A 22,181-nucleotide genomic window follows, 5' to 3' on the forward strand; every position below is an offset into this window, starting at 1 on the left:
GCTGTTCCTTCATCCACGGGTGCGTAGCTCAGGGGTAGAGCGCTGCTCTTACAAAGCAGATGTCGGCGGTTCGAAACCGTCCGCGCCCACCAGGCAGAACGCCCCCGCAGCGAGCCGCTGCGGGGGCGTTGACGGTAGTAAGTGACGGCAGTTCCTCAGGCGCATCGCGTAGCGGTGGGTTGCGTGAGTAGAAACTTTCTCTACGGGTTCAAGGCGCCGCGCAAGCGCGGCGCGCGCCGCAGCCCCCGGCCGCGGGCTGCCTCTGTCTTCGCCCCGGCTGCCCTCGGCCGGGCGGCGGCGCACCGAGCGCGGCACCAGCCCGAGAGAAATGGCCGGCACAGTGGTGGGGAAACCCCGCCGAAGCCGGGCCGACAGAGTTTGAGCAGCCGAAAGAGATGCCTCCGGCGGGGGCGCTCAGACTCCGGGATGGATGGGGCGCCACTGGCGACTGCTGGTGCATCGGGGCGAGCGTTGGGGGCTCCCATCCCGACCACCTTCGACCCAGGCAGAGCCGAGCAGTCGCGGCCCAGGGCGTCAAGGTCGTTCGTACAGTGGCGCGCTCCACCTTGACGCCCTGAACCACGCCCGCTCCACGGTGTGTGGGCCGAAGGCGGACGGGATGGAAGCTGGGGAGAGTGGTGGGGCGGGCTCTGGTGAAGGGATCCCGTGCCCGACACTGGGGGAAGTAACGGGGTGCCCCTTCAGTCATGGAGACTCCGCCGACCGCGATAGTGTTCCCGCACACTTCTGCAGGCTGGGGGGCATGTGACGTTGAGAAGTACACTTATGCGGCACCGGGCCGTCCTCATTGCTCTGATCGGGGCGGCTGCCCTCGTGACCGCGTTCTGGTCGGTATCGTTTGAGCGGCTCTTGTACGGCCCTCCGCGTCCATTGCCCGAGGTTCGGCGTAGTTTCGCACTAAATCTTCCTGAGGGAGCCCGAGACGTCTCCTACAAGGACCTCGGCCGGTTCAACGGTGACGCCGCGATGATCCGATTCACCGCAACGGAACAGCAGCTCCTGCAGTTCACCTCAACTCTTCGGAACGGGTCGGGTGGTTCGGTCGCTCTGGAGAGAAGCGGACTCCGTTGGATTGACGCTGAAGCGGGTGAGGACGCTGGGTGGGAGCTCGATGAGATCACCCAGTATTCAAGCGCGCAAGTGTACTCAGGTAAGAGCGACAGCTTTTATGGCGGGCAGATCTCGATCTTGGTTGATGAGCGCAAAGGCCCCTCACGGCTGGTGGTGTATCTCTCGGCGCTCAAGGCGTGATGACATGCAGTAAAAGGCGGTCCGTGGAACATCTGTGGACGAGCCACAGCTCACCGAGTTGGAAGCCCTCGACCTTCACACACGACGGGGACACAGGCCTCCGGAGCCGTTGCCGCTTCTATGCTTCAGCGGGGGTGTCAATGAACAATCGAGACTGGTGCGACGACGGCGACTACAAGAGCGCGGTCGAGCAGGCTGAGCACATGACTCGGGTCGGCTGGAAAGCGATCGGGGCCGTGACGGGGCTGCTGGGCATCGCCGTGATTGGTGTCTTCGTTGTCTGTTTGGCCGTCGCGGTCGCCATGGCATACGTCGTCGTTGCCATGCCCTAGCACGTCAGAGGACTGACCCGGTCATTGCTGATCCTTGCATTCCTGTCCATCTGCGTTGTAACGACCTTGCAGGGCGGCGGCAATGTGCGTGGCATCCGCCAGCCCATAGTTACCCGCCTCCCTGATCATCCTGATGCCCTCAAGCCTGTTACCAGCTTGTAGCAAGCGCAGGGCCTCGTCCTGGACCTCGGCAGGCAGGGACAACTCACGCGCTCGCTCCGGATCAGCTTGCTCGATTCGCCGCTGCAAGTCGCGTTCAATCCAGGGCTGCCGCACCGTTTTCGACCCACGGCGAATACTGAACACCGCACCTCCCTGATCTTGGTCGCCGTAGGCGACTCGGCGGCAGGTCTCTGTGCCACAGCCGTGCCAGATCGGGCGGAGAAGCACGGGGAACGACGGCTGCCGGCAGGGGCTACACGCAGCAGACGCCAAAGGCTGCATCCCGCAGGTCACACCCCAACCCGCCCCACCATGCTCCTAAACCGGTGCTGGCGCCTCAGGCCGGGCCGTCTCTGGGCCGCCCGAGGGCACCCAGCAGTGGCCGAGAATGACCAATGACGACCACTCGGCGGTAGCCGCATCCCGCCGGGACCAGCGAGAACCCAGGCGGCGAGATTCGGCATCAAGACCCAGGGCAGGAAGGCACAGCCGTCTTTTTCGTTGCCTCCCTCGCGAAATCCTGCCCTAGACCGCCCTAGACCTCCGGATGTCCTCCGGAGGTATCGGCTCTACCGGCGAAGCACGCGAGCTGCACCGCACCGTCCGAGATCTACAACGTGAGCACCAACGAAACGAGAGCGGCAAGGAGGAAAAGGCACACCGTGAGTCCAAGTATGAACACATCCGGAAATCCAAGAGTACTCACCCTGCCGAGCCTCTTCCCCTCTCCTCGGGACTCCTCCTTTCTTCTCATCAACTCGAGGGCCACCAAGTCTCTTTTCCGTCTCCCAAGAAAAGAGGCGTCAAGGGCATGGACGGGAATTTGATCATGACTTCTTGTGTTTATGAGAAGGCTGCGCTTCCCGCCGCACGACGAGATTTCTGCATACGGGATGCTGTATCTTTCGAAAGCATTGTTAACGCAGACCTCGTCCTCCCCGTACTTCACGTATGGATTAAGGAAGAGGCGCCATATTACGTACATTCCAAACGGCATCCGGCCGCGACCCGGGGTGCGACAAGGGTCGGCTGCCTCACCGCCACCGCAGGACCGTGCCACTCTCGTGCCAGAACGGGCGGGGACTCACGGGGACTCAGCTGCAACAACGGGTCAGACGAGAGGACTTGGCCCAAGAGAGGTCTGCGCAGGTCACGCCAGCAACCGCCCATCCTCTCTCCTAAAGCGGTGGTCGACCGCGGCTATGTCGCTCATCATGGCGCCATGATGTTCCGAGGCGAACCCGTAGGTACCGGCGACCTGATCCGTTGCCCTGGCTGAACGCCTGATGACCCGGCCGCTTCAGCGTGCCCTATCGTTCCCTGTCCCCCGCGAAGAGGGCATAGGCCAGTCGTTCGTCGAGACCATAGGTGGACTATCTGTGGACCGTCCAACGGAAGAACAGCCTTGAGAGCTCTCTGACCTGCGTAGACGATTTGGACGCAAGGGGCCTCCGGAGCCGTTGCACTACAGCAGCGAAGTACGGCAACCACCGCAACCGCACGCGAGCTCAGTCGCTTGGCATCAGCCCCCGAGCGGCCGATATGACGGACCGCTGAGCGTGACAGGGGCGGAGCGGGGGTCGGTCATGTGCATCTGGCGTCGTTTTTCGGTCGCAGGCCCGGCTCGCGGATCATCGCGGTGATCTCGGCGGCGGCACGCTCAGCACGGCCTGGGTGGCGCAGCCGTCGCTCCAGCGGCGGGAAGCCGACACTGCCGACGCGGGCGTCGTCGACATCGGTGCGGCAACGGACGATCAGCTCACCTTCGGGGGTGTAGACAGCGCGGATGACATCCGCCCACGGGAGGTGGAGAGTACGCCACAGGCCGCGAACGTGCAGTCCGTTGGAGTCGGCGGTGATCCGCCAGATCATCATCCGGAGGCAGACGCTCACCCAGTACAAACCACCCACCGACCAGATGGGCAGCTGCCACCACGTAGGGGAACCCGTGAAGAACGTCCCCAGCAGCATGATGGTCACGACGATGAACGCCGCTCCGACGGAGCGCGCCACCGGACCTGCCTGCCACCGGACCGGTCCGGTAGCAGGGGTCATCGCGGCGAGGGCGTCTTGGACGCGGGCCTCGGCCGCTCGGCGGTGTGCGGCCGTGCGTGCTGTGCCTGCCGGGACGGTATTCCCCGGGCTTACCCGTGCCGTCGGGAGAACCGTGCCGTATCGGGGACGCGGTCACCTCGACGAGCCACTGCCCGGACTCCGTGGCGCTCGCCAGAATCAACTCACCGCCCTCGCCAGGTGCACCGTAGAGCAGGGCCTGGCGCAGTGCCGTGCGGGTGCGGGTGTGGGGCTCGTAGCTCAGCACCGGGCGCAGGGCGGCGATGTCGTCGGCGGCGAATATCTCCGTACGTCCCTGATGGTGACGGGTCAGGACGCGCAGCACCGGAACCGGGGCGCGGCGCAGCGCCACCGCCCGGCGGCGGGAGAGCAGGCCCGAGCCGAGCACGGTGACACCGAGCCCGGCGAGGACGAGTGCCAGCGCCTGGCGGCCGGTGCGGTCGCCGTAGGGCTCAGTGGCGAGCCGCACCCAATCGCTGTGCATCAGCACCGGCACGCTGCTGCCGACCCGATAACTGCCCTGCGCGTCGAACCTGTGTCGTGTGCTGTCTGGGAGGCGGACGGTGACGGTGTAGTCGTCAGTGTTGTAGGCCACGACCCGGGCGTTCTCCGACGTGGCCGTACGGGCCAGGCGGTCGTCTGTCCGGTCGTCCACGATGACGGTCGTGATCAGGGCACCGGCCACCGCGGAGAGGATCGCCCCCGCAATGCCGCGGACCAGGCCCCGGCGCCAAGGGCGGACGTCGTCTGTCGCCGGGGCGGGCACCGTGATGCCGCCGGCCGCGTCGAGCACGAGCGACCGCTGGCGGCCGCGCGCCCGCAGCCGCGCCACGACGGCCGCCCAGCCCCAGCACAGCGCCGCCACAACGACGGCGTCCGCAATCTTCTCGGCTGGCCCACCCAGCCAAGTATCGGGATTGCTCATCCAGATCAGCAGCAACGGAGCCGACACGAGCGCGAGTTCCGGTAGCACAAACAGCCACACCAAGTGCGGCAGGAAGAGCATCGTTCCGGCCGCATCGAGCCAGTCCGCCCCACAGGGTGCGGCCACCGTGCACACCGGGTCGGGCGAGAACATCACCGCCATGACCACGGCCACCAGCAGCACCACCGCCGGCCCCACCGGCCGCGCCCACGCGGGCACCCGCGCGTCCGCCCACCGCCTGGCATCGGCGGACACCCAAGGGCGAGCGGGGACATCCGCGTACGGCACTGAACTCGTCGTCACCCGCGTATTATGCGGTCACGGCTGTGCGCCCCCTGCGCCTGGGGCCATCGGGTGCCCCTTTGTCGTGGGTCACGTCCGCAGTCCGGTGCCCGAGCTTGTACGAGCTACTCGGCGCAGCCTCAGTATGTTCTGCGGCGCAGGCTCCGCACGAAGAGCGGCACCGACAACAGGAGCAGGGCTCCTTCGACAGCCAGGCTGACCAGCCCGAGTGGCTCCGTCCAATAGCCGATGTCGTCGCTGTAGTCGGGCAGTCCCGGACCCCTGGAGAGGATGTAGCCCAGCAGAGGACCGACGGCGACCACGGCTGCCAGCAGCCATCCCAGTCGGACGAGGCCGTTGAGGAGCAGCACGGCGGCGACCACGGCAGCGATCTCCAGGACGTGGTAGGCGACGCCGATGTAGTAGGGGTCCCTCGTTGCACTGATGCCGCCTTGGTCCACGACATGGATGGCGGCCACCGCGAGGCACAGCAGGGCTCCCGCCCACCTGGCCACCCAGGTAGCCTCCGGCAACCTCGGTGCAGCGGTTCCGGCGCAACTGGCCCGGGCTCATGCACGGGCTCATGCCGTGCACCTTACGGCTCGGCTGAAGAAGCGAAGTCCCTACGGTGCCACCCTCGCGGAGGCGGTGCGCGAGAACCTGGCCGATGCGGCACGGGTGCTAGATGAAACCGTGCGGGACGTACGCGGCTACGAGTACGCAGTCATCAACGACCATGCGCTCTTCCCCTTCAAATACGCCGACCGTCCGAGGCCGCTTGTACGTGCCCGGCTGGCTTCAAATGCATCCCCCTACACGTCGCCGGATGCTCTTGAGGCACGGGCCGCAACCTCAAGAGGGACTGTTTCCCCTCGACGACGACCTGACGACAGAAGAGTACGAAGAGCTGCACGAGACATTTGAGGCGCTGGGTGCCTCCACGAAGCTCGTCTGTGTCTTCTTCACCGCGGACCCGGAAAACGGCATCCATGCCATCCACTGGGGAGACGCGCATCTCGAACCGGACCGCACCTTCACGTGGCTCTACGGCGAGCAGCTCCCGGTCGCTCCCCAGCCTCTTGTGTGACGACCAAGGACGGTCGCTGCCTGTGGCAAGTGACTAGGCGAGTTGCCGGTTGCCGACTAGAGTCGCCTCATTACTGTTAGTTGTGGGGCCAGGACTAGGTGAGCGGGGACGCCGAGGGGGGCCTTCCCCGTGATCGTGGACACCGGTTGTCATGCGGCGGTGGCCAGCGTAGTTGATCGCTGTTCGTAGTGATCGGGCTGATCTGGCCGAGGCGGGAGTGCCGTCGGCGGGTGTTGTAGCGGGTCGCCCAGCGGAAGACGGCGAGGCGGGCCTCACGGGCTCCGTTCCACCGCTTGCGGCCCTGGAGCGTCTCGCGTTTCATGGTCGCGTTCAGACTCTCCGCGGCGGCGTTGTCCGCGCTTGTGCCGACCGCGCCGCGCGATCTGGTTACGCCCAGCTCCGAGCAGACCTGGGCGAACTCCTTCGACACATAGTGGGCGAGTTCAACCGGTCGTTGCAACACCGGGCTGTTGTAGTGAGCGTAGTTGCTCCTCGAAGACCTCGGCTGGTGTCCACCAACCGAGGGTCTTGCGGGGCCGGTTGTTGATCGCCAGGGCGACGGCTTCGAGGTCTGCGGACGACCACCGGGACAGATCGGTGCCCTTCGGGAAGTACTGACGCAGCAGCCCGTTCGTGTTCTCGTTCGTCGGTCGTTGCCAGGGCGAGTGCGGATCGGCGAAGAACACCTTCGTCCCGGTTTCGACGGCGAACTGGGCGTGGCCAGAGAGTTCCTTTCCGCGGTCCCAGGTGAGGGTTTTGCGCAGCTGCTCGGGCAACTGCGCCATCGATGCCGTAAGCGCCGTGTTCATCGCGATGGCGCCATAGCCCCCGAGCGAGGGACCGTTCTTCACGGGCGGATTCTCGCCCCAGCCCTCGAGCCGAGGCAGGTGCACGAGGAGCGTGGAGCGGCTGCTGCGCTCGACAAGCGTGCCGATCGCGGATCGTCCCGTCCCGATGATCAAATCTCCTTCCCAGTGTCCGGGGACCGCACGGTCCGCAGCCTCGGCGGGGCGTTCACGGAGGACGACCTCCGCGGTGACATGCCCCTGCGGCTTGTTCTGCGACCGGGAACGGGGAGTCCGCAGCGCCCGGCCAGTGCGCAGACATGCGACCAGTTCCCGCTTGAGCGCGCCACGGCCCTCAATGAACAGCGACTGATAGATCGCTTCGTGGCTGATGCGCATGGACTCATCATCGGGGAAGTCGGCACCAAGTCGGTGCGAGATCTGTTCCGGGCTCCACGCCATCGCCCATCGCCTGTCCTGCCGATGCGGCTTGTTCAAGCCCTTCCAGGCGCGGGTCTCAGGCCCGGTGACGATCGTGCCGTCGGGTCGACGGACACTGCCGGCGAGCCGATCCTGCACGTACTCACGCAACCTGTCGTTGCCTACGAGTTTCGCGGTCTTCGGACGCTTCGCGGCCTGCTGCGCCTTCCACTGCGCCACCAGAGCCCGGTAAACCGACTTGCCACTCCGGGTCGCCGCGTTGCGGCGCAGCTCGCGTGAGATCGTGCCCGGGTCGCGTCCGATCCTGCGGGCGATCTCGCGCACGCCGATCTCCTGGGCGCGCAGCAGCGCGATCTCCTCACGCTCGGCGAACGACAGGTAGCGGCCCGTGGGCTCATCCAGGCTGATCGGCGGCATGCCGCCAGCGTGACGGAACCACCGGGATCCGACCGGCCATGAAACGCCAACAGCCACCGCGGCCTCTGCCGTCGTCACTCCCGACGCGATCCGCCGCCAGAAGTCCCGCTGCACCGCACGAGACGGCTCCGGTCGGCCTGGCGAACGCATCGACGGTCGCAACGCCCGATCCGCCGCCCACTGCCGTCGCGCACCCGCAGGCAACTTCGGCACCTTCTTCTCGTCTCGCCCCATCGCGCACCTCCGTGATCAAGGTGTTGCGACGACCAGTTGAATCCGCCTTGCGCCCCGTTGTCGCTGTGAAATATCGCCCCGCGCAGGCCGTCGGCGCCGCGGGCTCTCGCTGCGGCCCTGAGCGCGTCGGTGACCAGCGAGGTCCGCATGTGGTCGGCGATCGACCAGCCCGTCAGGCGTTTCGAGCACAGGTCCAACACCGTTGCCAGATAAAGAAATTGGCCGTTGCCGACGGGGAGATAGGTGATGTCGCCTACGTACTTGGTGTTCGGCACCTGGGCGGTGGAGTCCCGCTGGAGCAGGTCCGGAACCGGCGTCGCCGACGGCTCGGGAATGGTCGTGCGGACCTTCTTGCGCAGGTGCAGCCCGACGATGTGGAACTTGCGCATGACGCGCTCGACCCGCTTGTGGTTGACCCGCACCCCGGCATCCTTCAGCTCGGCGGTGACGCGCGGGACCCCGTAGGTGCCGTCCGATTCCTGATGGATCCGGTTGATGTGCTCGGCGAGTTCGACGTCCGCCTGGGCCCGGCCGGCCCGCGCGTCCGTGCCGGCCAGCCACCGGTAGAACCCGGACCGCGAGACCGTGAGTATCCGGCACAGCCGCTTGACGCCGAAGGCGCCACGGTGATCGTCGACGAACTGGAAGCGGCTGCTCAGGAGCCGTAAATTATCTACTGCCGGACTTGATCTCTTTGTCGTACTGCTCGGTCACGCGGTTCAAAGCTTCGAGTGTGCGGGGCGGGTGTGTCCTGTGGAAGACGAGGATTCTCGCGAGCTCAGGCCCGGCGAAGGCCAGGAGAGGCTTGGCCCTCCCGGCGTGGTAGCTCAGCACGTTGCGTGTGCGGCCCATGAGCTCGGCCGCGAGGGTCAAGGTGACGGTGTTGCGGCTGCGGAGCACGGCGGCCAGGACACGGTGGCGGTGATCGAGGATGCCGAAGCCGGGGTTGCGACCGCGGTGGTCCCTGCCCTCACTCTGTCGTTCGGCTTCGGCCAGGACTTGTCGGCACGGTTCGAGCTGGAGCACGAGCTGCTCGAACTGTTCTCGGGTCATGCCGGTGAGTGCGGGGTGGGTGAGGAGGAAGGTGGCCTCGGGCGGGACCGGCGGCCCTGGCTCGTCGTGTGGATCTTCCGGAAGCTGCTGGTCGGGGTTCTGCGGCGCGATGGTGTAGTTCCATTCGCCGTGGAATGCATCGCGCTCGACCCGCCGATCGACGCCCTTGCGTTCGGCCCGGGTGAGCACGCGGCCGGTGGGATACGCATTCTCGTCGAGCATGGCCTGGACCGTCAGTCCGGTGCTGGTGCGGGTGGCCGAGATGGTCTGCAGCAGAACTTCGTAGCTGGTCAGCGGCTGTCCGCGCAGACTGTGGGTGATCCGGGAGAACAGCCGGTGTTCCACTTTGTTCCATTTTGAAGTACCGGGAGGGAAGTGGGCGACGGTGATGCTCAGCCCGCACTCGTCGGCAAAGCCGGCCAGGCCCATCTTGAACAGGCGGGAGTCGGCCGAGTTTGCCCCTCCTGCGTCGGCGGTGACCAGCAAGCGGTCCACTCCGGGGTAGTCGAGGTGCCCTTGGAGCTTCCACCAGCGGCGCAGAGACTCCACCGCGAACGCGGCGGTGTTGCGGTCGGTGCCCACATTCACCCAGCCGCTGTCACGTCCCAGGTCATAGATGCCATACGGAATGGCGACCGGGGTGTCGGGGCCGATGAAGTCGTGGTCCGGGGCAGTGATGGGCCGGCCTTTGGGACGGTAGGTGCGGCCGGGGCGGGCCAACTCGCCGATCGGCTCCTTCTGCTTCGTATCCACACTCACCACCGGCAGGCCCCCCGCCAGAAAGCGTTCGGCAGCGGAGTTGATGTGCCGGAACTGGGCATCACGGTCGGGAACCTGGCTTCCGGACCGGGTCTTGGCCATCCCCTGCAGACTGAAGCCCATCGCACGCAGCAGACCGCCGACAACCGGGGCACTGGCCGGATGACCGGCTTCGGCCAGCTCCCGGGACAAGTCCCGCAGCGAGGCAGTGGTCCAGCGCAGCGGGGAGACCGGGTCTCCCAGCTCACGCGGCTCGATCAGCGACTCGAGAGCCGCCACCAGGCAGGGGTCACGTTCAGCAGCTGACTTGCGTCCGCCGCCAGTCCTGCGCACCCGCCCCAACGGTGCTGCCCCTGCGGCAAGTTCCTCACGCCCCCTTGCGACCGTCGACTCGGAGACCTCCGCGATCCTGGCCACAGCCGCGATCCCGCCATGCCCCAACGCCTCGGCCTCGGAGGCCAGGTACAGACGACGCTGACGCTCATCCAGATGCGGCAGAATCACCGCGAACTTCATATCCAGCCCCGCCAGAACTTCACCCGGAATCGTCACAACAACCCAACTACCACATAAAACAGCGACGTTGCCTCGAATCCGGCAGTAGATAAATTACGGCTCCTCACCAGCTGGTCTCGCCCGCAAAATACTTCGCGGCCCTCCGCAGGATCTCCCGCTCGAGCTCGAGTTCCTTCACCCGCGCCCGCAGCTGCCGGTTCTCCTTCTCCATCGCGGTGGCCTCCACCGCCCCAGGCCGGGCTGCCTGCTCGGCATCCCGCACCCACGTGCGGAGCGTCTCGTGGTTGATGCCCAGGTCCTTGGCCACCGACGCGTACGTCCCACCCGGGCTCGAGTGGTACCGCGCGACGGCATCGGCCCGGAACTCAGGCGAGTACTTTGACGTCCCCAACGGGAACTCCTGTCCTATGGATCATCACGATCCAATGATCAGGGTGTCCACGATCAAGGGGAAACGCCCGACAGCCATACGAAGCACCAGCGTCTGTCGGCCAGCCTGCAAGAGTGCTCAGGCGACCGTCTTGAGCATGTGGCTGAAGCCATCCTCGACAGCGAGCCGCTTCCCACTTGGGAACGCAATCAATTCCAGGACGTGCGGTGGAGCGGACGCCCCGGACCGTGGCTCGGAGCCAAGGTCCGTACCGACGGTGCAGCGCTCAGGTGGTCAGGCTGGTTCACCGTGCCCGGGGCCTGCGCGAGTCCGGTGGCCCACAGCTGGTCGACACGCGAGCGCTCGGTGGCGTTCGGGTAGCGGTTGGTGCAGGACGGGCCGGGGCCGCCGCCCGACATCAGCTCACTGCACGGCCCGCTGTAGTCGTCCGGCAGGCCCAGCACGTGCCCGGTCTCGTGGGTGACGACGCGGACCGAGTCGTTCTGCTGGTTCTGGGCGTAGTCAAGGAAGATGTTGCCGCCTCCGTGGCCGTTGGTGGTGGCGTAGGACCCGCGCGAGTAATTGCCCTCGTGGTAGGAGAAGTCGGCACCGCTCGAAGCCTCCTGGAGCTTGACGTTGGACTCGGAGCTGTTCCAGATCGAGGCCGCGCTCGATATCTGCGAACGGAAGCTCGGTGCCTGGGAGACGTTGTAGTAGACGGTCACCGCCTGCGCGTTGGGCTGGGCCGCGCGCTTTTCGGCGACCGACTTGAGCACAGCCTCGAAGAACGCCTTGTTGTTCGCGGCCTCCTCAACCGACCCGTTGTAACGCGCCACGGAGGTACCGGCGGAAGCGGACTGGGTGGCGGCCGCCTGGGCACTCGCCGGCACCGCCGCGCCCAGCGCGCTGGAGGCCAGACCCAGGCCGAGAGCGAGGGCGAGGAGTTTCGCGGACGTTCGGGACGACTTCATGTGGGGCTCCTACTCACTCGGTGACGCCGAGCGCCCGGTGCGCGGTCGGCTCTGCGTGAACACCGGTTTCGAACTGCAGCGACGTCCTGTGGGTCGTCATTCTTAGAACGGCTCGACAGGGAGCGCAAAGGGTCCCGTCACTACGTCGCCTCGTAGGTCCCAGGACCTCGCCAGGGCAGTGCGCGGGTCTCCAATCCGCACATGGCGGCGGGAGAGGGAAAGCTGTCACGACGTCAGAAGCCTTACGCCACGGGGCAGCGGGCGTGCGGGTCGGCCGGGCGGAATTCCGGGACACACGGCGGGATCCGCATCTAAGACAAAACGGACAAATCCTCAGATATCTGCCACTCCGCGTCTACTAAGTGCGTGGGTTGGTTGCCGGGACGCTGTGACCGACGTCATAAAATATGGGCTTCCGCTTCTTTCGCGCTCCACCGGCCCCGAGTCGCCCCCCAGGGAGTGACCCTCGGCAATGAGCGGCATCCCTCACCGCTGAGCTGCCGCCGCTCAGTCTTGATCAGGATGGAAGCCGGGCCTGCGGTGCAGCGTGGCGAGCGGCGTGGGGGAGAGGTCGGTCGGCTCCTCGCCCGCCTCACGCAGCGTGTCCGCCGCACCCAGTGGCTTCGGGACTGTGCGGGCCGGGCTGTCGTCAGCCACGTAAACGAGGTGCGTGCCCTGCCGTAGGCAGTGGTCGGGCTGACGTCTCAAAGCCGCTGACCGTCGGGTTGCTGCGTATGTGGCCCTCTACCTTGATGCAGCCGGCCCGTACGGACCCAGCAACAGGGCTGGGTGAACTGTGGCCTGCGGCGTAACTCCAGCCTGGCGAGGCCCGTCTCGTACGGCCTGGGAGACATCAATGCTGGGCTCGTGTCGGAGCCTGGGCCGGCGGTGGTGGAGATTGTTGCGGGAGATGTAGCGGCGCTGCACGCGATCGGCGCCCGCCGCCGACCGATGGGCATCGGCCGGCGTCCCGGTCGACCACGAGGCGGTGGGCGGCGGTTTGGGGTGTCGAGGCAGTCGGTGCACTCCGGGGCGCACAAGTACGAATCCCGGGACCCGACTTGAGTGACCGGAACCCCTGCGGCGACCTCCATGACCACGTGTTACCGCCGCTCGACCACGCTCAACTCCACCAGCACGGCCCCGAACCTCAACGACTTGCCCATAGTTCGCGTCGAGGAGGCAGGCGCAGCCCCAGGCCCGTGCCACTCTCGTGCCAGAAGGGGCGGGGACCCGCGGGGAACTGGGGCGATGAGTGGGCAGTACGGCCGCACTGCGCCAAGCCAGGAAAGTCGCAGTTCGGGCACGTGATCGCCCAACCTCGCTTACAAAGCAGATGTCGGCGGTTCGAAACCGTCCGCGCCCACCAGTGCAAAGGCCCCCAACCGATCATGGTTGGGGGCCTTTGACATCTGCTTTTGACATCAACCGGGGCGGTCACTCACGGCCGGGACGCCGCTTCAGCATGCGGTCCAGGTGGCTCATGGCCTCGCGCTGCGTGTCCTGGACGACGTGGCGTAGACGTTCATCGTGACGGCGATCTGCCTGTGCCCAAGGATCTCCATGACGACGCGGGGAGCGACCCCGGCGGCGGTCAGCAGGGTTGCGCAGCCGTGCCGGGCATCGTGCAGCCGGATCACGCGGAGTCCGGCGGTCTTCGCTACGCGGGTGAACGAGCGGTACAGGTTGCGCGGCTCGATCGGCCGGCCGGTACGGGTGGTGAAGACGTAGCCGGGCTCCTCCCACTGGTCACGGGCAGCGTTGCGCATGGCTGTCTGCCGCATCCTTTGCCGGCGCAGGGGAGCGAGGCAGATGGCGGGCAGGGACCGGCCGTTGTCCGCAGGGATGCACTCCCCTGGTCAGTGGGTGAAGGGGCCGCCGAGCGTGGTGTACGACAGCTTGAGCGAGATCACGGTGTACGACTTCGAGCCGGTGCCGATAGTCCCGGACGTCGAGCCCTTCAGCATGTGGACAAGGCCCGACCGGGTGTTGTCCAGCCAGTCGTTCGTGTCCACCATGAGGTCGGCGCGGCCATCCCGGGTGTAGTCGGTGAGCTTGAGGTTCCGTCCGAAGTAGTCGTCGTTCTCCACGGCACCCGCGATACCGGAGGTGCTCTGGTCGTACGCCTTGGCTCCGCTGCCGGACAAACCCCCTGCACGGCCGAGCAGCACCGTGACCATGCCGGCCTGGCGCTTGCCCGCCAAGCCCTCGTTGGGGGCCCCGATGGCGAGGTCCGCGTATCCGTCGCCGTTGACGTCGCCGGCGGCGACGGCGGCGCCGAAGCGGTCCCCGTTCTCCGAAGAGCCGGGTACGCCCGCCGTGTCCTGAGTGAACTTCATCGGTTTGCGTGCCGTGTTCGGCCCGGCGGAGCCGCCGTACTGGACTGTGACGTAGCCCCGTTCCCCGTCCGGCAGCTCGTAGGCGCGGCCGATGGCGAGGTCGCCGTAGCCGTCCTTGTCGAAGTCGCCGATGGTGGTTGTGGGGCCGCTGCCGATCTGGTGGCCGCCGTCGTCGGGCACGCGCATCTCGCCCGCGCGCCGGGTGAAGTCGCTGCCTCCGCGGTGGAAGTAGGCTCGCAGGTCCACGTCGTCGTAGCCGCCTTGGAGATCGCGGCCAAGGATGTACAGGTCAGTGGCGGCATCGGCGGTGACCCGGCCTGCCACCAGCTGGGAGGCGTCCAGATAGCCGTAGCCGTCGCCGAGGGACTGCCAGCCGCCGAGCCCGCCGGTGCGGGTGAAGGGGCCCTTGAGCAGGACGACACCAGCCCGGCTGTTGCTGAGAGCGGTGAGGTCCTGGTCACCGTCGCCGTCGAAGTCGCCGGCCACGACGTCCAGCCCGAACTGGTCGCCCTGGCCCGGGTACTCCGACGCGACGGGCGAGTGGAAGACGGTGCCGGAACCGAGGCCCTTGGCACCGCCCCAGACGACGGTCAGCCCCCCGCGGCCCTGGATGTCGCCGACGTCCTCGCCCGGTGAGGCGACGACCAGGTCGGCGTAGCCGTCGCGGTCGAGGTCGGCGCTGGTGGCGGCGAATCCCCAATCGTCACCCTGCTCCACCGCGCCGGGTATACCAGGCGAGTCCTGATGGATGGTCTGGACTCGTGTGCCGGGGCCGGTCGACGTGCCGTAGACGACGGTGACCCTGCCGTCCTTGCCATGCGCCCCGCCGAGCATGACGAAGTCGCGGTAGCCGTCGCCATTGAAGTCGTCGGCCAGCTCGGCGGAAGCCGCGACCGCCGAGGGGGCAGCGAGGAGCAGGCTGCAAACCGCTGCCGCGAGCGCCGTGGCAGTTGCGAGGACGGTACGTGTGACGCGCATGGTTCTCCGTTTTCCGATAGCGGGCGGTGGCGCTTGAACTGCGATCTTCGACCTGTACGGATGCCCAATGGTTGTACGTCAATGACGGGCGTGGTCGATGTGCGGCGGCGTCAGCCGTCTGTAGGGCCGTCTCTGGGCCGTCCGAGGCCGCTCAGCAGTAGCCGAACAACGACCAATGGCGATCACTCAGGCAGACATGGCGAAGCCCCGGAGCTGCAGGAACGCAGGTCCCCGAGATCCCCTACAAGACCCAGGGCGAGAAGACACAGTGATAACCACCGACAGCTAGGTCGCAGCGTTGATCGATTGGGTTGTGACTGGCGTGCCGGTTCCATGCCCGGTCTGGCGTGATCTTCCGGAGACTCACGGGGAACAGCGGCGACAGTCGCGTTCCGGACCAGGTCAGGAACTTGGCAGGTCAGCCGTGGTCTGCATACGGCGTCTTCCGAACAAGTGCCGCAGAACCCGGGCAGCGGCGCTTGACCAGGCGATTGATGCTCCGCCTGCCTAAGCGCAACATCTACCCGTATGTCTCCGAGCCGGGTTCCTCAGTGAGGAGGTACAGGCCCAAGTGCTGGCGGAGAAAGCTCTCCAACCGTGGAAGCTCGATCGCGTCGGCCGGGAGATCACCGGAACGGGGACGGTAGAACTCAACCAGTTTGGCCATCAGCTCTTCGTCAAGCAACGGCGCCTGATAGCGATCGATCGTCCCGATGTAGAAGAGCCAGCTGTGCAGCCGGTTGGCAGGGCAGTGCCCTTGGCCCGCATACAGATTCTCCGGCTCGTGCTCGTCACCCCAGGAACCGACGTAGAGGTAGGAGGCGCGACGCAAGCCCTCGTCCAGAACCGGGGTCGGATCGTCCTTGCAGTTCCAATAGATCCGAGCCTCTTCCTCAGGTATGGGGCTCGGCACGGCCGCCAACCACAAATGGTAGATCTCCTCCACGGCCGCAGTCTGGCATGCCGAGCCAAGGCGAAGCCCAGGATTGGCCAGTCCTGGGGCCGTCTTGGGGCCGTCAAGGGTGCTCAACGACGACTGACACTGACAACCGTCGTCAACTAAGCCACGGGTCACAGCGTTGATCGTTTACATGGCCGCAGGTCACGACCGCCCAAAGTCTGTTGTGGCTATTCAGATCACGCAGCGCCGAGCTGAGCGGCGAGGAACACCGCTGCCACCGATGGGCGGACTGCGTACGTTGCGCCCGCGCTCCCCTCAGGAGCCTCCCACCAGTAGAACGGAAGTCGCCGTCCACTGTTGCTGTGTCCCTTGCTCATTCCCCCCACCACGCCTGCTACGCGCTGTGCCGGAGCGCCCGCAGTTGGACCGCCCAGGGCCATATCCACCAGCTCCGTGCAGTGGATCCTCCGGCCAGGGTTGCACAGCAGGTACTCGAGCATCTGCCGGGCCTGCGGCGCGAGTTCAGCCAAGAACCTTGTAGCGCGCTCCAAGTCCTCCGGGCCCCATTCCGGGGCACCGTAGTGCCCCATTTCGCCAGAGTGCTTAGCCCAACGCGGATCAGCCTCAGACAGATACTCCGTCATGCCCGCCCCCAACAGTTAGTCCCCGGCCTGTGTGTCGTTCGCACCGTACAGATCCGCCGGGACACTGTGTGTCGAACCCGTGTCGAAGTTCTACCGGCAAGCCGCTCAGCAGAGGAAGAGTCAGAGGTCAAGAGGGAGTCGAGACGCAGCCACAACGCGCCTTCCAAACACCTGCTCCAGTGCGTCGACTGGCATCACTACCCGACATCAACGGCGACGAATACGACTGCGGATCAGGCCGCGTGCCGAAGGACCCGATGCTGCCCAGAAAGGAGTACGGCGTGACCGCCAGCAGACCGTCGGCGCCCGCCTTCTCGGCCTCCAGCGCGAGCTCGACCGTGTGCCGGGTGTCGGAGCTGCCGACGCCCGCGACGACCGCCGCCCGGTCGCCGACCGTATCGGCCACCGCGCGTACCGGAGCCGACTTCTCGGCGTCGGTCTTTGACGGTAGTAGTTGACGGCAGTTTTTTGGGCGCACCGGGTAGGCGGTGCACTGCGTGACTAGAAATATTCTCTACGGATTCAAGGCTCCTCGCTCCTTGTCGCGCGCTCCCCGGCTCATCGCCGGGGCCCTGTGCTCCTGTCTCCGTCTCGCGCAGGGCCCCGGCTGCGCCGGTCGCGCATTTGTTCATGCTTCGACTGCTCTTCACTTGTTTCCCGTCGCGCGGCCGCGTGGAGCCCAGCGAGCGGTCACTCGAGGCAACCCCTAAGCCATTACTGGTTGAATCCGGGAAATCCTTCCGCGCGACATCCTCGAAGAGAACGCGCAAGGTGTAAGGGCGGGGGTTCAACCTGGAGTTACACGGAGTTGCTTCTGCCAGTCCCGCCACTACGTCAGCGTCACGCCGTAGCCATGATGGTTATGGCCTGCCGCTCACGACGGCACGCGACTGGGATCGCAAGCACAGTGCCGAAAAGGAGAAAACCATGAGAGGGAAGATCGCCCTGAGTGCCGCCGCGGCAGTTGCGCTTGTCGGAGGGATGGCTGCGATCACGGTCGAGCCGGCTTCCGCTGCCCCGAACCAGAAGTGTCGGGTAGTAGCAAGTAGCCTGACCGGAGAGAACTTCGCTCCCAATGGGACGTTCAACGTCTCGCCTGCTGGGATGATGGTGCGCTCTTCCTCTGACGGTCGCATCGGACCGACCACCGTTACGGGTGCGGGCAACTTCTCCGTAGGTCCTGTGGCCTGTACCGGGGCGGCAGCGACATCGGCAGGAAGCGGAACAGATGCAGCCGCTGCGACAGCTGCCGGGACGCGTGCAGCACAAGCGGCGATAAATAGAGGCGCCTCCCCGCAAGCTGCAAAGGCGCAAGGCATCGCAGCGGCACAGACCACGGCGAGAACCCTTGGCTTGTCGCAGACGATGATAAACCAAGTCATCAATCAGACAACCAACAACATGACCCAAATCCAGAATTCCAGCGTCATCAATGCCCCCGTCAATGTTGCCCCCGTCAATGTGGGGACGGGGCCGATTACGCAGCCGACGACGACCACGACCGGCACGCAGCCGACGACGACCACGACCGGCACGCAGCCGACGACGACCACGACCGGCACGCAGCCGACGACGACCACGACCGGCACGCAGCCGACGACGACCACGACCGGCACGCAGCCGACGACGACCACGACCGGCACGCAGCCGACGACGACCACGACCGGCACGCAGCCGACGACGACCACGACCGGCACGCAGCCGACGACGACCACGACCGGCACGCAGCCGACGACCACTTCGACCGGCACGCAGCCGACGACCACTTCGACCGGCACGCAGCCGACGACCACTTCGACCGGCACGCAGCCGACGACCACTTCGACCGGCACGCAGCCGACGACCACTTCGACCGGCACGCAGCCGACGACCACTTCGACCGGCACGCAGCCGACGACGACCACGACCGGCACGCAGCTGACTACCACCACCCCGGCCAGCAGCCAGTGATGGAGCAGGCGCCGCGTGGGCACTTCGCCGGCGTCCTGCGTCCGTAGTTGATCGTTAGCCTCGATCGGTCATGAGCCCTCATCGGTTTCTTGATGAGGGCTCATGTGCCTGTGCGGTGCGTCCTCTCCGGAGCGGGGGCAGCCTGGCGGCCCGGCTGTCGCGCGTCGGGTCGGCGCCGGGTTCTACTCTCCCGCGCACTCCCCCCGTCAGTTCACTTCTAGCCTTTGGGCTGATGAACATGAAGAAGACAACCCTGCGGAGCGTCAGTGTCGCAGCGGCGGCCTCTTTCTGCTTGGAGGTCGGCATATTGGGCACATCAGCGAGTGAATCCGTTGCTTCACCACAGAATTCTCAGGTCGCACCGGAGGTGCTTAAGTGCTATACGACCATCAGTGATCCAGACGCGATCGTGTGCTATCGGGTTTCGAAGCGGATCCTGAACAGGGGCGGCCAGATTACATTCTTCCCCTTCCTTATCCAGGTGCCCACGCCTTCGAATGCCCCAGCTCCGGTCGTCGTGAACGGTTTGCCCCCGCCCCCGCCCGATCTGCCAGGGGAACTTCGACCCGAATCCTCCAGCGGCACTGAATACTCACCACAGTCACCAGCTGGCTGAGATCGTCTTCACCGGGTACCGCCGAGCTCCCCGCGGACCGCAGGCCCGGAGGCCATCGACGGCCTCATTGCGTTGGCCTGGTCATTGATCGCAGGAAATCTCGGCCAACCACTCCGGGGTGTAGCACTCAGCGAACGACCACTTCCGGTCCGTGTAGCGGTCGTCCGTGCTGTCGGTGTACACCTCAAGCCTGCCTTGCGGCGTCAAGCGGTAGTACTCGCGAATCGGGTCACCCTCCACGGTGGGATAAGTCACCTTCAGTTCTGCGCTCTCGCCACTCTTCAGGGCTCGCCGGAGGCAGACGATTTCCGGAACCGCCTGCTTCTGCATCTCCTCACCCTGAGCCAAGCTCACCTCGCCACAACTTGAAAATTCGGTTCTGGACTCCCAGCGGTCCTTGACCGGATCGTCCAGCGTGCCGCAACTTGCAGCCAGCAAGGACGTGGCCGCTACCGCGACGAGCCGCGCGCGGACCGAGACCGCCGCCACACAGCGACGAGAGGCCACACTCCGACCCGTCGTCCGCGCCAGGTCCGTTGGCCCCACTCGTCGCAACTGGTCCGACACGTCGTTGTCGGCGTACCCGAGCAGACCTGTCTTCGCTCTCAAAGCCCCTCCCCAACTCAATGCTTGATCGCGGCCGCACCATACCCGCAGCTCCGACATGAGATACACCGATGCCGCCTCTTCGGGCCGGTACTTGGCGTTGCGCGCCTCCGTGGCGACGCCGAAGCCGTTCCGTCGCTCTTTCCGTGGGAGCAAGCGGTCCTTCGACCGTGTCGGGCGGTGGCCGCCGTGCCCGTCAATGGTTCGAGTTCTTGATCCGACGATGAGTGACCTGTTCCCGTGCCGTGCGCCACCGGGACCGGGTCTGCTCGACCACGCTGTCCCACTGCCGGCGGACCTCATGGTCGGAAGGGCGGTGGCCCTGACGGATCCGGCCGAGCTCGTCTTGTACTTCTCGTCCCAGTGCCGCCGACGCAACCAGGGCGAGCATGGCTGCGAAGAGCGCGGAGAGCATCGCGAAGACAGCACCGACCACCCCGTAGCGTGCTGCGGAGGAGTTGAAGAGATGCGGCATGTAGATGGTTGCGCCCACTGAATAGGCCGCCGTCAGGACGGCGCCGGTGACGCCGAAAGGAAGCAGGTCCGGCCAGCTGATCCGCTTCGCCGACAGGATCCGGCCGCTCCAGACGAGGAATACGGCGGTCACCAGTATGCCGACCACCGCGACGGCCAGACCCAGCGCGCCCTCGCCATGGAGCGTGGAGAGCAACGTGGTGACCACTACGTAGCCGCCGAGACTGAGGATCCACCACAAGCCGTTGCGCGTGTTGCGCACACTGAGGGGCTTGAGGTCCCATGCCTGTTCGAAGAGTCGCTGTGCGGCTCGCGCGAAGCTCAGCACCGAGATCGTCAGAAACACGACCCCGAAGATGCCCACGCTTGCGCTGGTCGCTTCGGCAGGAGAGAACAGCGAGCTGACTGCCGTGGCGCCTGCTCCGGTGAGGTTGTAGCGCCTGATGATCTGCTCTGCGGCGTCGAAGTGCACGAAGTTGCTCAAGACAGCGCCGAGGAGGATGGAGAGCGGGACCAATGCCGTCAGGGCGCTGGACGCCAGGGCCATCGAGCGGTCGAAACCCACGATCTTCTGAAACCGGTTGATGACCCGCAACGCGAAGGCAGGCCGCAGCCAGAACGTCAGTGTTCTGACGAGGCGCTCTCGATTGATCCCCGTCGTCCTGCCCTCCGTGAAGATCGGGACCTCTGTGGCGACGCGAGCCTAACGGTCGGTCGCCTGACCGATGAAGGGCGACACGAGAAGCAGCATGCCGGCCGCACGACATCCCGATGCCTCACATCATCCGTGGTCCGCTGTGCTCCGGTAGATCGGGGCTGACGGGGAGCACGACAAAGACCCAGGTCACCGGTTGTAGGCCGGGAGCCTGGGCCTTGATCGTTCCCCGCGATTGCGGCGGGGGCGTGGCTTCGTGCCACTCACGTGCCGGATGCCTCCTCCGGGTCCTCCCCGGAGGGGCCGTCCGGGCGGGATTTTTGATCTACTCATCGCCGTGGGCGGAGATCGCGTGGTCCCGCCCTTCGACCAGGCGCTGATGGATCAGTGCGGCCCGCACCGACGAGTGCCCCATGTTGCTGCATCACGTCGCGCATTGCTGTGCCACCGGTCGCAGCGAGGATGTCGACGCGCGTTTCTGGTTCCGGATCGTTCCGTTGGTGCGGGGCGGCCGGCCGTCAGGGCACGGTGTACCCGCCGTCGACGGGCAGCGCGATGCCCGTGACGAAGCTCGCCTTGTCCGAGCAGAGCCAGACCACGGCGTCAGCGATTTCGCCTGCGTCGGCGATGCGTCCCAAGGGGTGGGCAGCGATGAGCGCTCTCAGCGGGTCCTCGTTCGGGTCCAGGGACGCGAGCATCGGAGTCTCCACCAGACCGGGGCACACGGCGTTGATCCGGATGCCGTGCGGCGCGACCTCGAGCGCCGAGCTCTTGGTCATGGCGACCTCGGCGGCCTTGGTGGCCGTGTAGCCGGAGAACCCGGGGACACCCACCAGCGCCGCGCCGGAGGACATGTTCACGATCGAGCCGGAGCCTTGCGCCACCATGTGCCGGAGCTCGTGCTTCATCGACAGGAACACGCCGCGCACGTTGAGGGCGATCATGTGGTCGAGCATCTCGGTCGAGTAGTCCTGGGTGAGCTGGAACTCGCCGTCGTAGCCTGCGTTGTTGACGGCGACGTCCAGGTGGCCCATGTCTGCGACAGCGGCCCGGACGGCTTTCTCCACCTGGGACTCGTCCGTCACGTCGGCCACCACGTAGCGGGCCGAGCCGCCGGAGGCCTCGACCAGACGAACAGTCTCCTTCAGGGTCTCCGCCGTGCGGCCGGCGACTGTCACCAGCGCCCCTTCGGCCGCCAGGGCCAGCGCACTCGCCCGCCCGATGCCGCTGCCGCCCCCGGTGACGAGCGCCGACTTGCCTGCAAACTGCTGGTTCATTTCTTTTCCTCTCTGTACCTCGTACCTCTGCGCGTGTTGTCTTTGTTGGAGTGGTCGGTCAG

Annotated in this window: 18 protein-coding genes, 1 tRNA gene and 5 pseudogenes; 4 read left to right on the plus strand and 20 right to left on the minus strand. The window is 66.2% G+C overall.

The annotated features are described in order from the left end of the window. Nucleotides 1-17 precede the first annotated feature (17 nt). From OHA03_RS21030 to OHA03_RS21040, 3 genes are all read left to right on the plus strand, one after another. Nucleotides 18-92, plus strand: a tRNA-Val gene (locus OHA03_RS21030). 742 nt (nucleotides 93-834) lie between these two features. After that, complete coding sequence (locus OHA03_RS21035) at nucleotides 835-1,272, plus strand: hypothetical protein (protein ID WP_267005346.1); 438 nt, start codon at nucleotides 835-837, stop codon at nucleotides 1,270-1,272. 140 nt (nucleotides 1,273-1,412) lie between these two features. Then, complete coding sequence (locus OHA03_RS21040) at nucleotides 1,413-1,604, plus strand: hypothetical protein (RefSeq protein WP_267005347.1); 192 nt, start codon at nucleotides 1,413-1,415, stop codon at nucleotides 1,602-1,604. Nucleotides 1,605-1,625: 21 nt separating this feature from the next. Here OHA03_RS21040 and OHA03_RS21045 read toward each other — a convergent pair whose 3' ends face one another. The 4 genes from OHA03_RS21045 to OHA03_RS21060 all read right to left on the minus strand — a co-directional run bounded on the left by OHA03_RS21045 (nucleotide 1,626) and on the right by OHA03_RS21060 (nucleotide 5,561). Further along, on the minus strand, nucleotides 1,626-1,910 hold the full coding sequence (locus OHA03_RS21045) for a hypothetical protein (RefSeq protein WP_267005348.1): 285 nt from the start codon (nucleotides 1,908-1,910) through the stop codon (nucleotides 1,626-1,628). A gap of 466 nt (nucleotides 1,911-2,376) precedes the next feature. Continuing rightward, entirely contained in the window at nucleotides 2,377-2,715 is a 339-nt protein-coding gene (locus OHA03_RS21050; RefSeq protein WP_267005349.1) for a hypothetical protein, read from the minus strand. Nucleotides 2,716-3,525: 810 nt separating this feature from the next. Next, a complete protein-coding gene (locus tag OHA03_RS21055) occupies nucleotides 3,526-5,067 on the minus strand; it encodes a hypothetical protein (protein ID WP_267005350.1) in 1,542 nt (513 codons plus the stop codon). 119 nt (nucleotides 5,068-5,186) lie between these two features. Further along, the gene (locus tag OHA03_RS21060; RefSeq protein WP_267005351.1) at nucleotides 5,187-5,561 is read right to left on the minus strand and encodes a hypothetical protein; all 375 of its coding nucleotides are present in this window, start codon (nucleotides 5,559-5,561) and stop codon (nucleotides 5,187-5,189) included. Nucleotides 5,562-5,872: 311 nt separating this feature from the next. On the opposite strand from OHA03_RS21060, the gene OHA03_RS21065 reads away from it, so the two are divergent. Further along, nucleotides 5,873-6,133 carry a hypothetical protein gene (locus OHA03_RS21065; protein WP_267005352.1) on the plus strand — a complete coding sequence of 87 codons (261 nt, stop codon included), beginning with the start codon at nucleotides 5,873-5,875 and terminating at the stop codon, nucleotides 6,131-6,133. A 149-nt stretch (nucleotides 6,134-6,282) separates the two neighbouring features. Here the strand turns inward: OHA03_RS21065 and OHA03_RS21070 are convergent. From OHA03_RS21070 to OHA03_RS21145, 16 genes and pseudogenes are all read right to left on the minus strand, one after another. Next, a pseudogene (locus OHA03_RS21070) lies at nucleotides 6,283-6,554 on the minus strand (integrase core domain-containing protein); the annotation flags it as partial. A gap of 22 nt (nucleotides 6,555-6,576) precedes the next feature. After that, the gene (locus OHA03_RS21075) at nucleotides 6,577-7,776 is read right to left on the minus strand and encodes an IS30 family transposase (protein ID WP_267005353.1); all 1,200 of its coding nucleotides are present in this window, start codon (nucleotides 7,774-7,776) and stop codon (nucleotides 6,577-6,579) included. Nucleotides 7,777-7,850: 74 nt separating this feature from the next. Continuing rightward, nucleotides 7,851-8,669: pseudogene (locus OHA03_RS21080) on the minus strand (IS3 family transposase); the annotation flags it as partial. Nucleotides 8,670-8,679: 10 nt separating this feature from the next. Then, entirely contained in the window at nucleotides 8,680-10,374 is a 1,695-nt protein-coding gene (locus tag OHA03_RS21085) for an ISAzo13 family transposase (RefSeq protein ID WP_267005354.1), read from the minus strand. Between the two features lie 67 nt (nucleotides 10,375-10,441). Beyond that, a complete protein-coding gene (locus OHA03_RS21090; RefSeq protein WP_267005355.1) occupies nucleotides 10,442-10,729 on the minus strand; it encodes a transposase in 288 nt (95 codons plus the stop codon). A 188-nt stretch (nucleotides 10,730-10,917) separates the two neighbouring features. Beyond that, complete coding sequence (gene snpA / locus OHA03_RS21095; protein WP_267005356.1) at nucleotides 10,918-11,679, minus strand: snapalysin; 762 nt, start codon at nucleotides 11,677-11,679, stop codon at nucleotides 10,918-10,920. Nucleotides 11,680-12,186: 507 nt separating this feature from the next. Beyond that, nucleotides 12,187-12,306, minus strand: a pseudogene (locus OHA03_RS21100) (polyphosphate kinase 2); the annotation flags it as partial. 810 nt (nucleotides 12,307-13,116) lie between these two features. After that, nucleotides 13,117-13,502, minus strand: a pseudogene (locus OHA03_RS21105) (tyrosine-type recombinase/integrase); the annotation flags it as partial. A 36-nt stretch (nucleotides 13,503-13,538) separates the two neighbouring features. Further along, nucleotides 13,539-14,996 (minus strand): FG-GAP and VCBS repeat-containing protein, encoded by a 1,458-nt coding sequence (locus OHA03_RS21110; protein ID WP_267005357.1) that lies wholly within the window; start codon nucleotides 14,994-14,996, stop codon nucleotides 13,539-13,541. Nucleotides 14,997-15,516: 520 nt separating this feature from the next. Further along, nucleotides 15,517-15,942, minus strand: coding sequence for a hypothetical protein (locus OHA03_RS21115; RefSeq protein WP_267005358.1), 426 nt, complete (start codon nucleotides 15,940-15,942; stop codon nucleotides 15,517-15,519). Nucleotides 15,943-16,133: 191 nt separating this feature from the next. Next, on the minus strand, nucleotides 16,134-16,541 hold the full coding sequence (locus OHA03_RS21120; protein WP_323181240.1) for a DUF6416 domain-containing protein: 408 nt from the start codon (nucleotides 16,539-16,541) through the stop codon (nucleotides 16,134-16,136). A 274-nt stretch (nucleotides 16,542-16,815) separates the two neighbouring features. Beyond that, nucleotides 16,816-16,980: pseudogene (locus OHA03_RS21125) on the minus strand (dihydrodipicolinate synthase family protein); the annotation flags it as partial. 946 nt (nucleotides 16,981-17,926) lie between these two features. Further along, nucleotides 17,927-18,454, minus strand: coding sequence for a hypothetical protein (locus tag OHA03_RS21130; RefSeq protein ID WP_267005360.1), 528 nt, complete (start codon nucleotides 18,452-18,454; stop codon nucleotides 17,927-17,929). A 734-nt stretch (nucleotides 18,455-19,188) separates the two neighbouring features. Beyond that, a complete protein-coding gene (locus OHA03_RS21135; protein ID WP_267005361.1) occupies nucleotides 19,189-19,869 on the minus strand; it encodes a hypothetical protein in 681 nt (226 codons plus the stop codon). A 40-nt stretch (nucleotides 19,870-19,909) separates the two neighbouring features. Then, entirely contained in the window at nucleotides 19,910-20,752 is an 843-nt protein-coding gene (locus tag OHA03_RS21140) for a YhjD/YihY/BrkB family envelope integrity protein (protein ID WP_267005362.1), read from the minus strand. 608 nt (nucleotides 20,753-21,360) lie between these two features. Further along, on the minus strand, nucleotides 21,361-22,119 hold the full coding sequence (locus tag OHA03_RS21145; RefSeq protein WP_267005363.1) for an SDR family NAD(P)-dependent oxidoreductase: 759 nt from the start codon (nucleotides 22,117-22,119) through the stop codon (nucleotides 21,361-21,363). Nucleotides 22,120-22,181 lie beyond the last annotated feature (62 nt).

Source organism: Streptomyces sp. NBC_00154, from assembly GCF_026342835.1.
Classification (GTDB): domain Bacteria; phylum Actinomycetota; class Actinomycetes; order Streptomycetales; family Streptomycetaceae; genus Streptomyces.

Coding starts and splice junctions, on each gene's coding strand:
- OHA03_RS21145 (WP_267005363.1), bottom strand. CDS start 22,119: ATGAACCAGCAGTTTGCAGGCAAGTCGGCGCTCGTCACCGGGGGCGGC.
- OHA03_RS21065 (WP_267005352.1), top strand. CDS start 5,873: ATGCTCTTGAGGCACGGGCCGCAACCTCAAGAGGGACTGTTTCCCCTC.
- OHA03_RS21110 (WP_267005357.1), bottom strand. CDS start 14,996: ATGCGCGTCACACGTACCGTCCTCGCAACTGCCACGGCGCTCGCGGCA.
- OHA03_RS21075 (WP_267005353.1), bottom strand. CDS start 7,776: ATGCCGCCGATCAGCCTGGATGAGCCCACGGGCCGCTACCTGTCGTTC.
- snpA (WP_267005356.1), bottom strand. CDS start 11,679: ATGAAGTCGTCCCGAACGTCCGCGAAACTCCTCGCCCTCGCTCTCGGC.
- OHA03_RS21120 (WP_323181240.1), bottom strand. CDS start 16,541: ATGACGGAGTATCTGTCTGAGGCTGATCCGCGTTGGGCTAAGCACTCT.
- OHA03_RS21040 (WP_267005347.1), top strand. CDS start 1,413: ATGAACAATCGAGACTGGTGCGACGACGGCGACTACAAGAGCGCGGTC.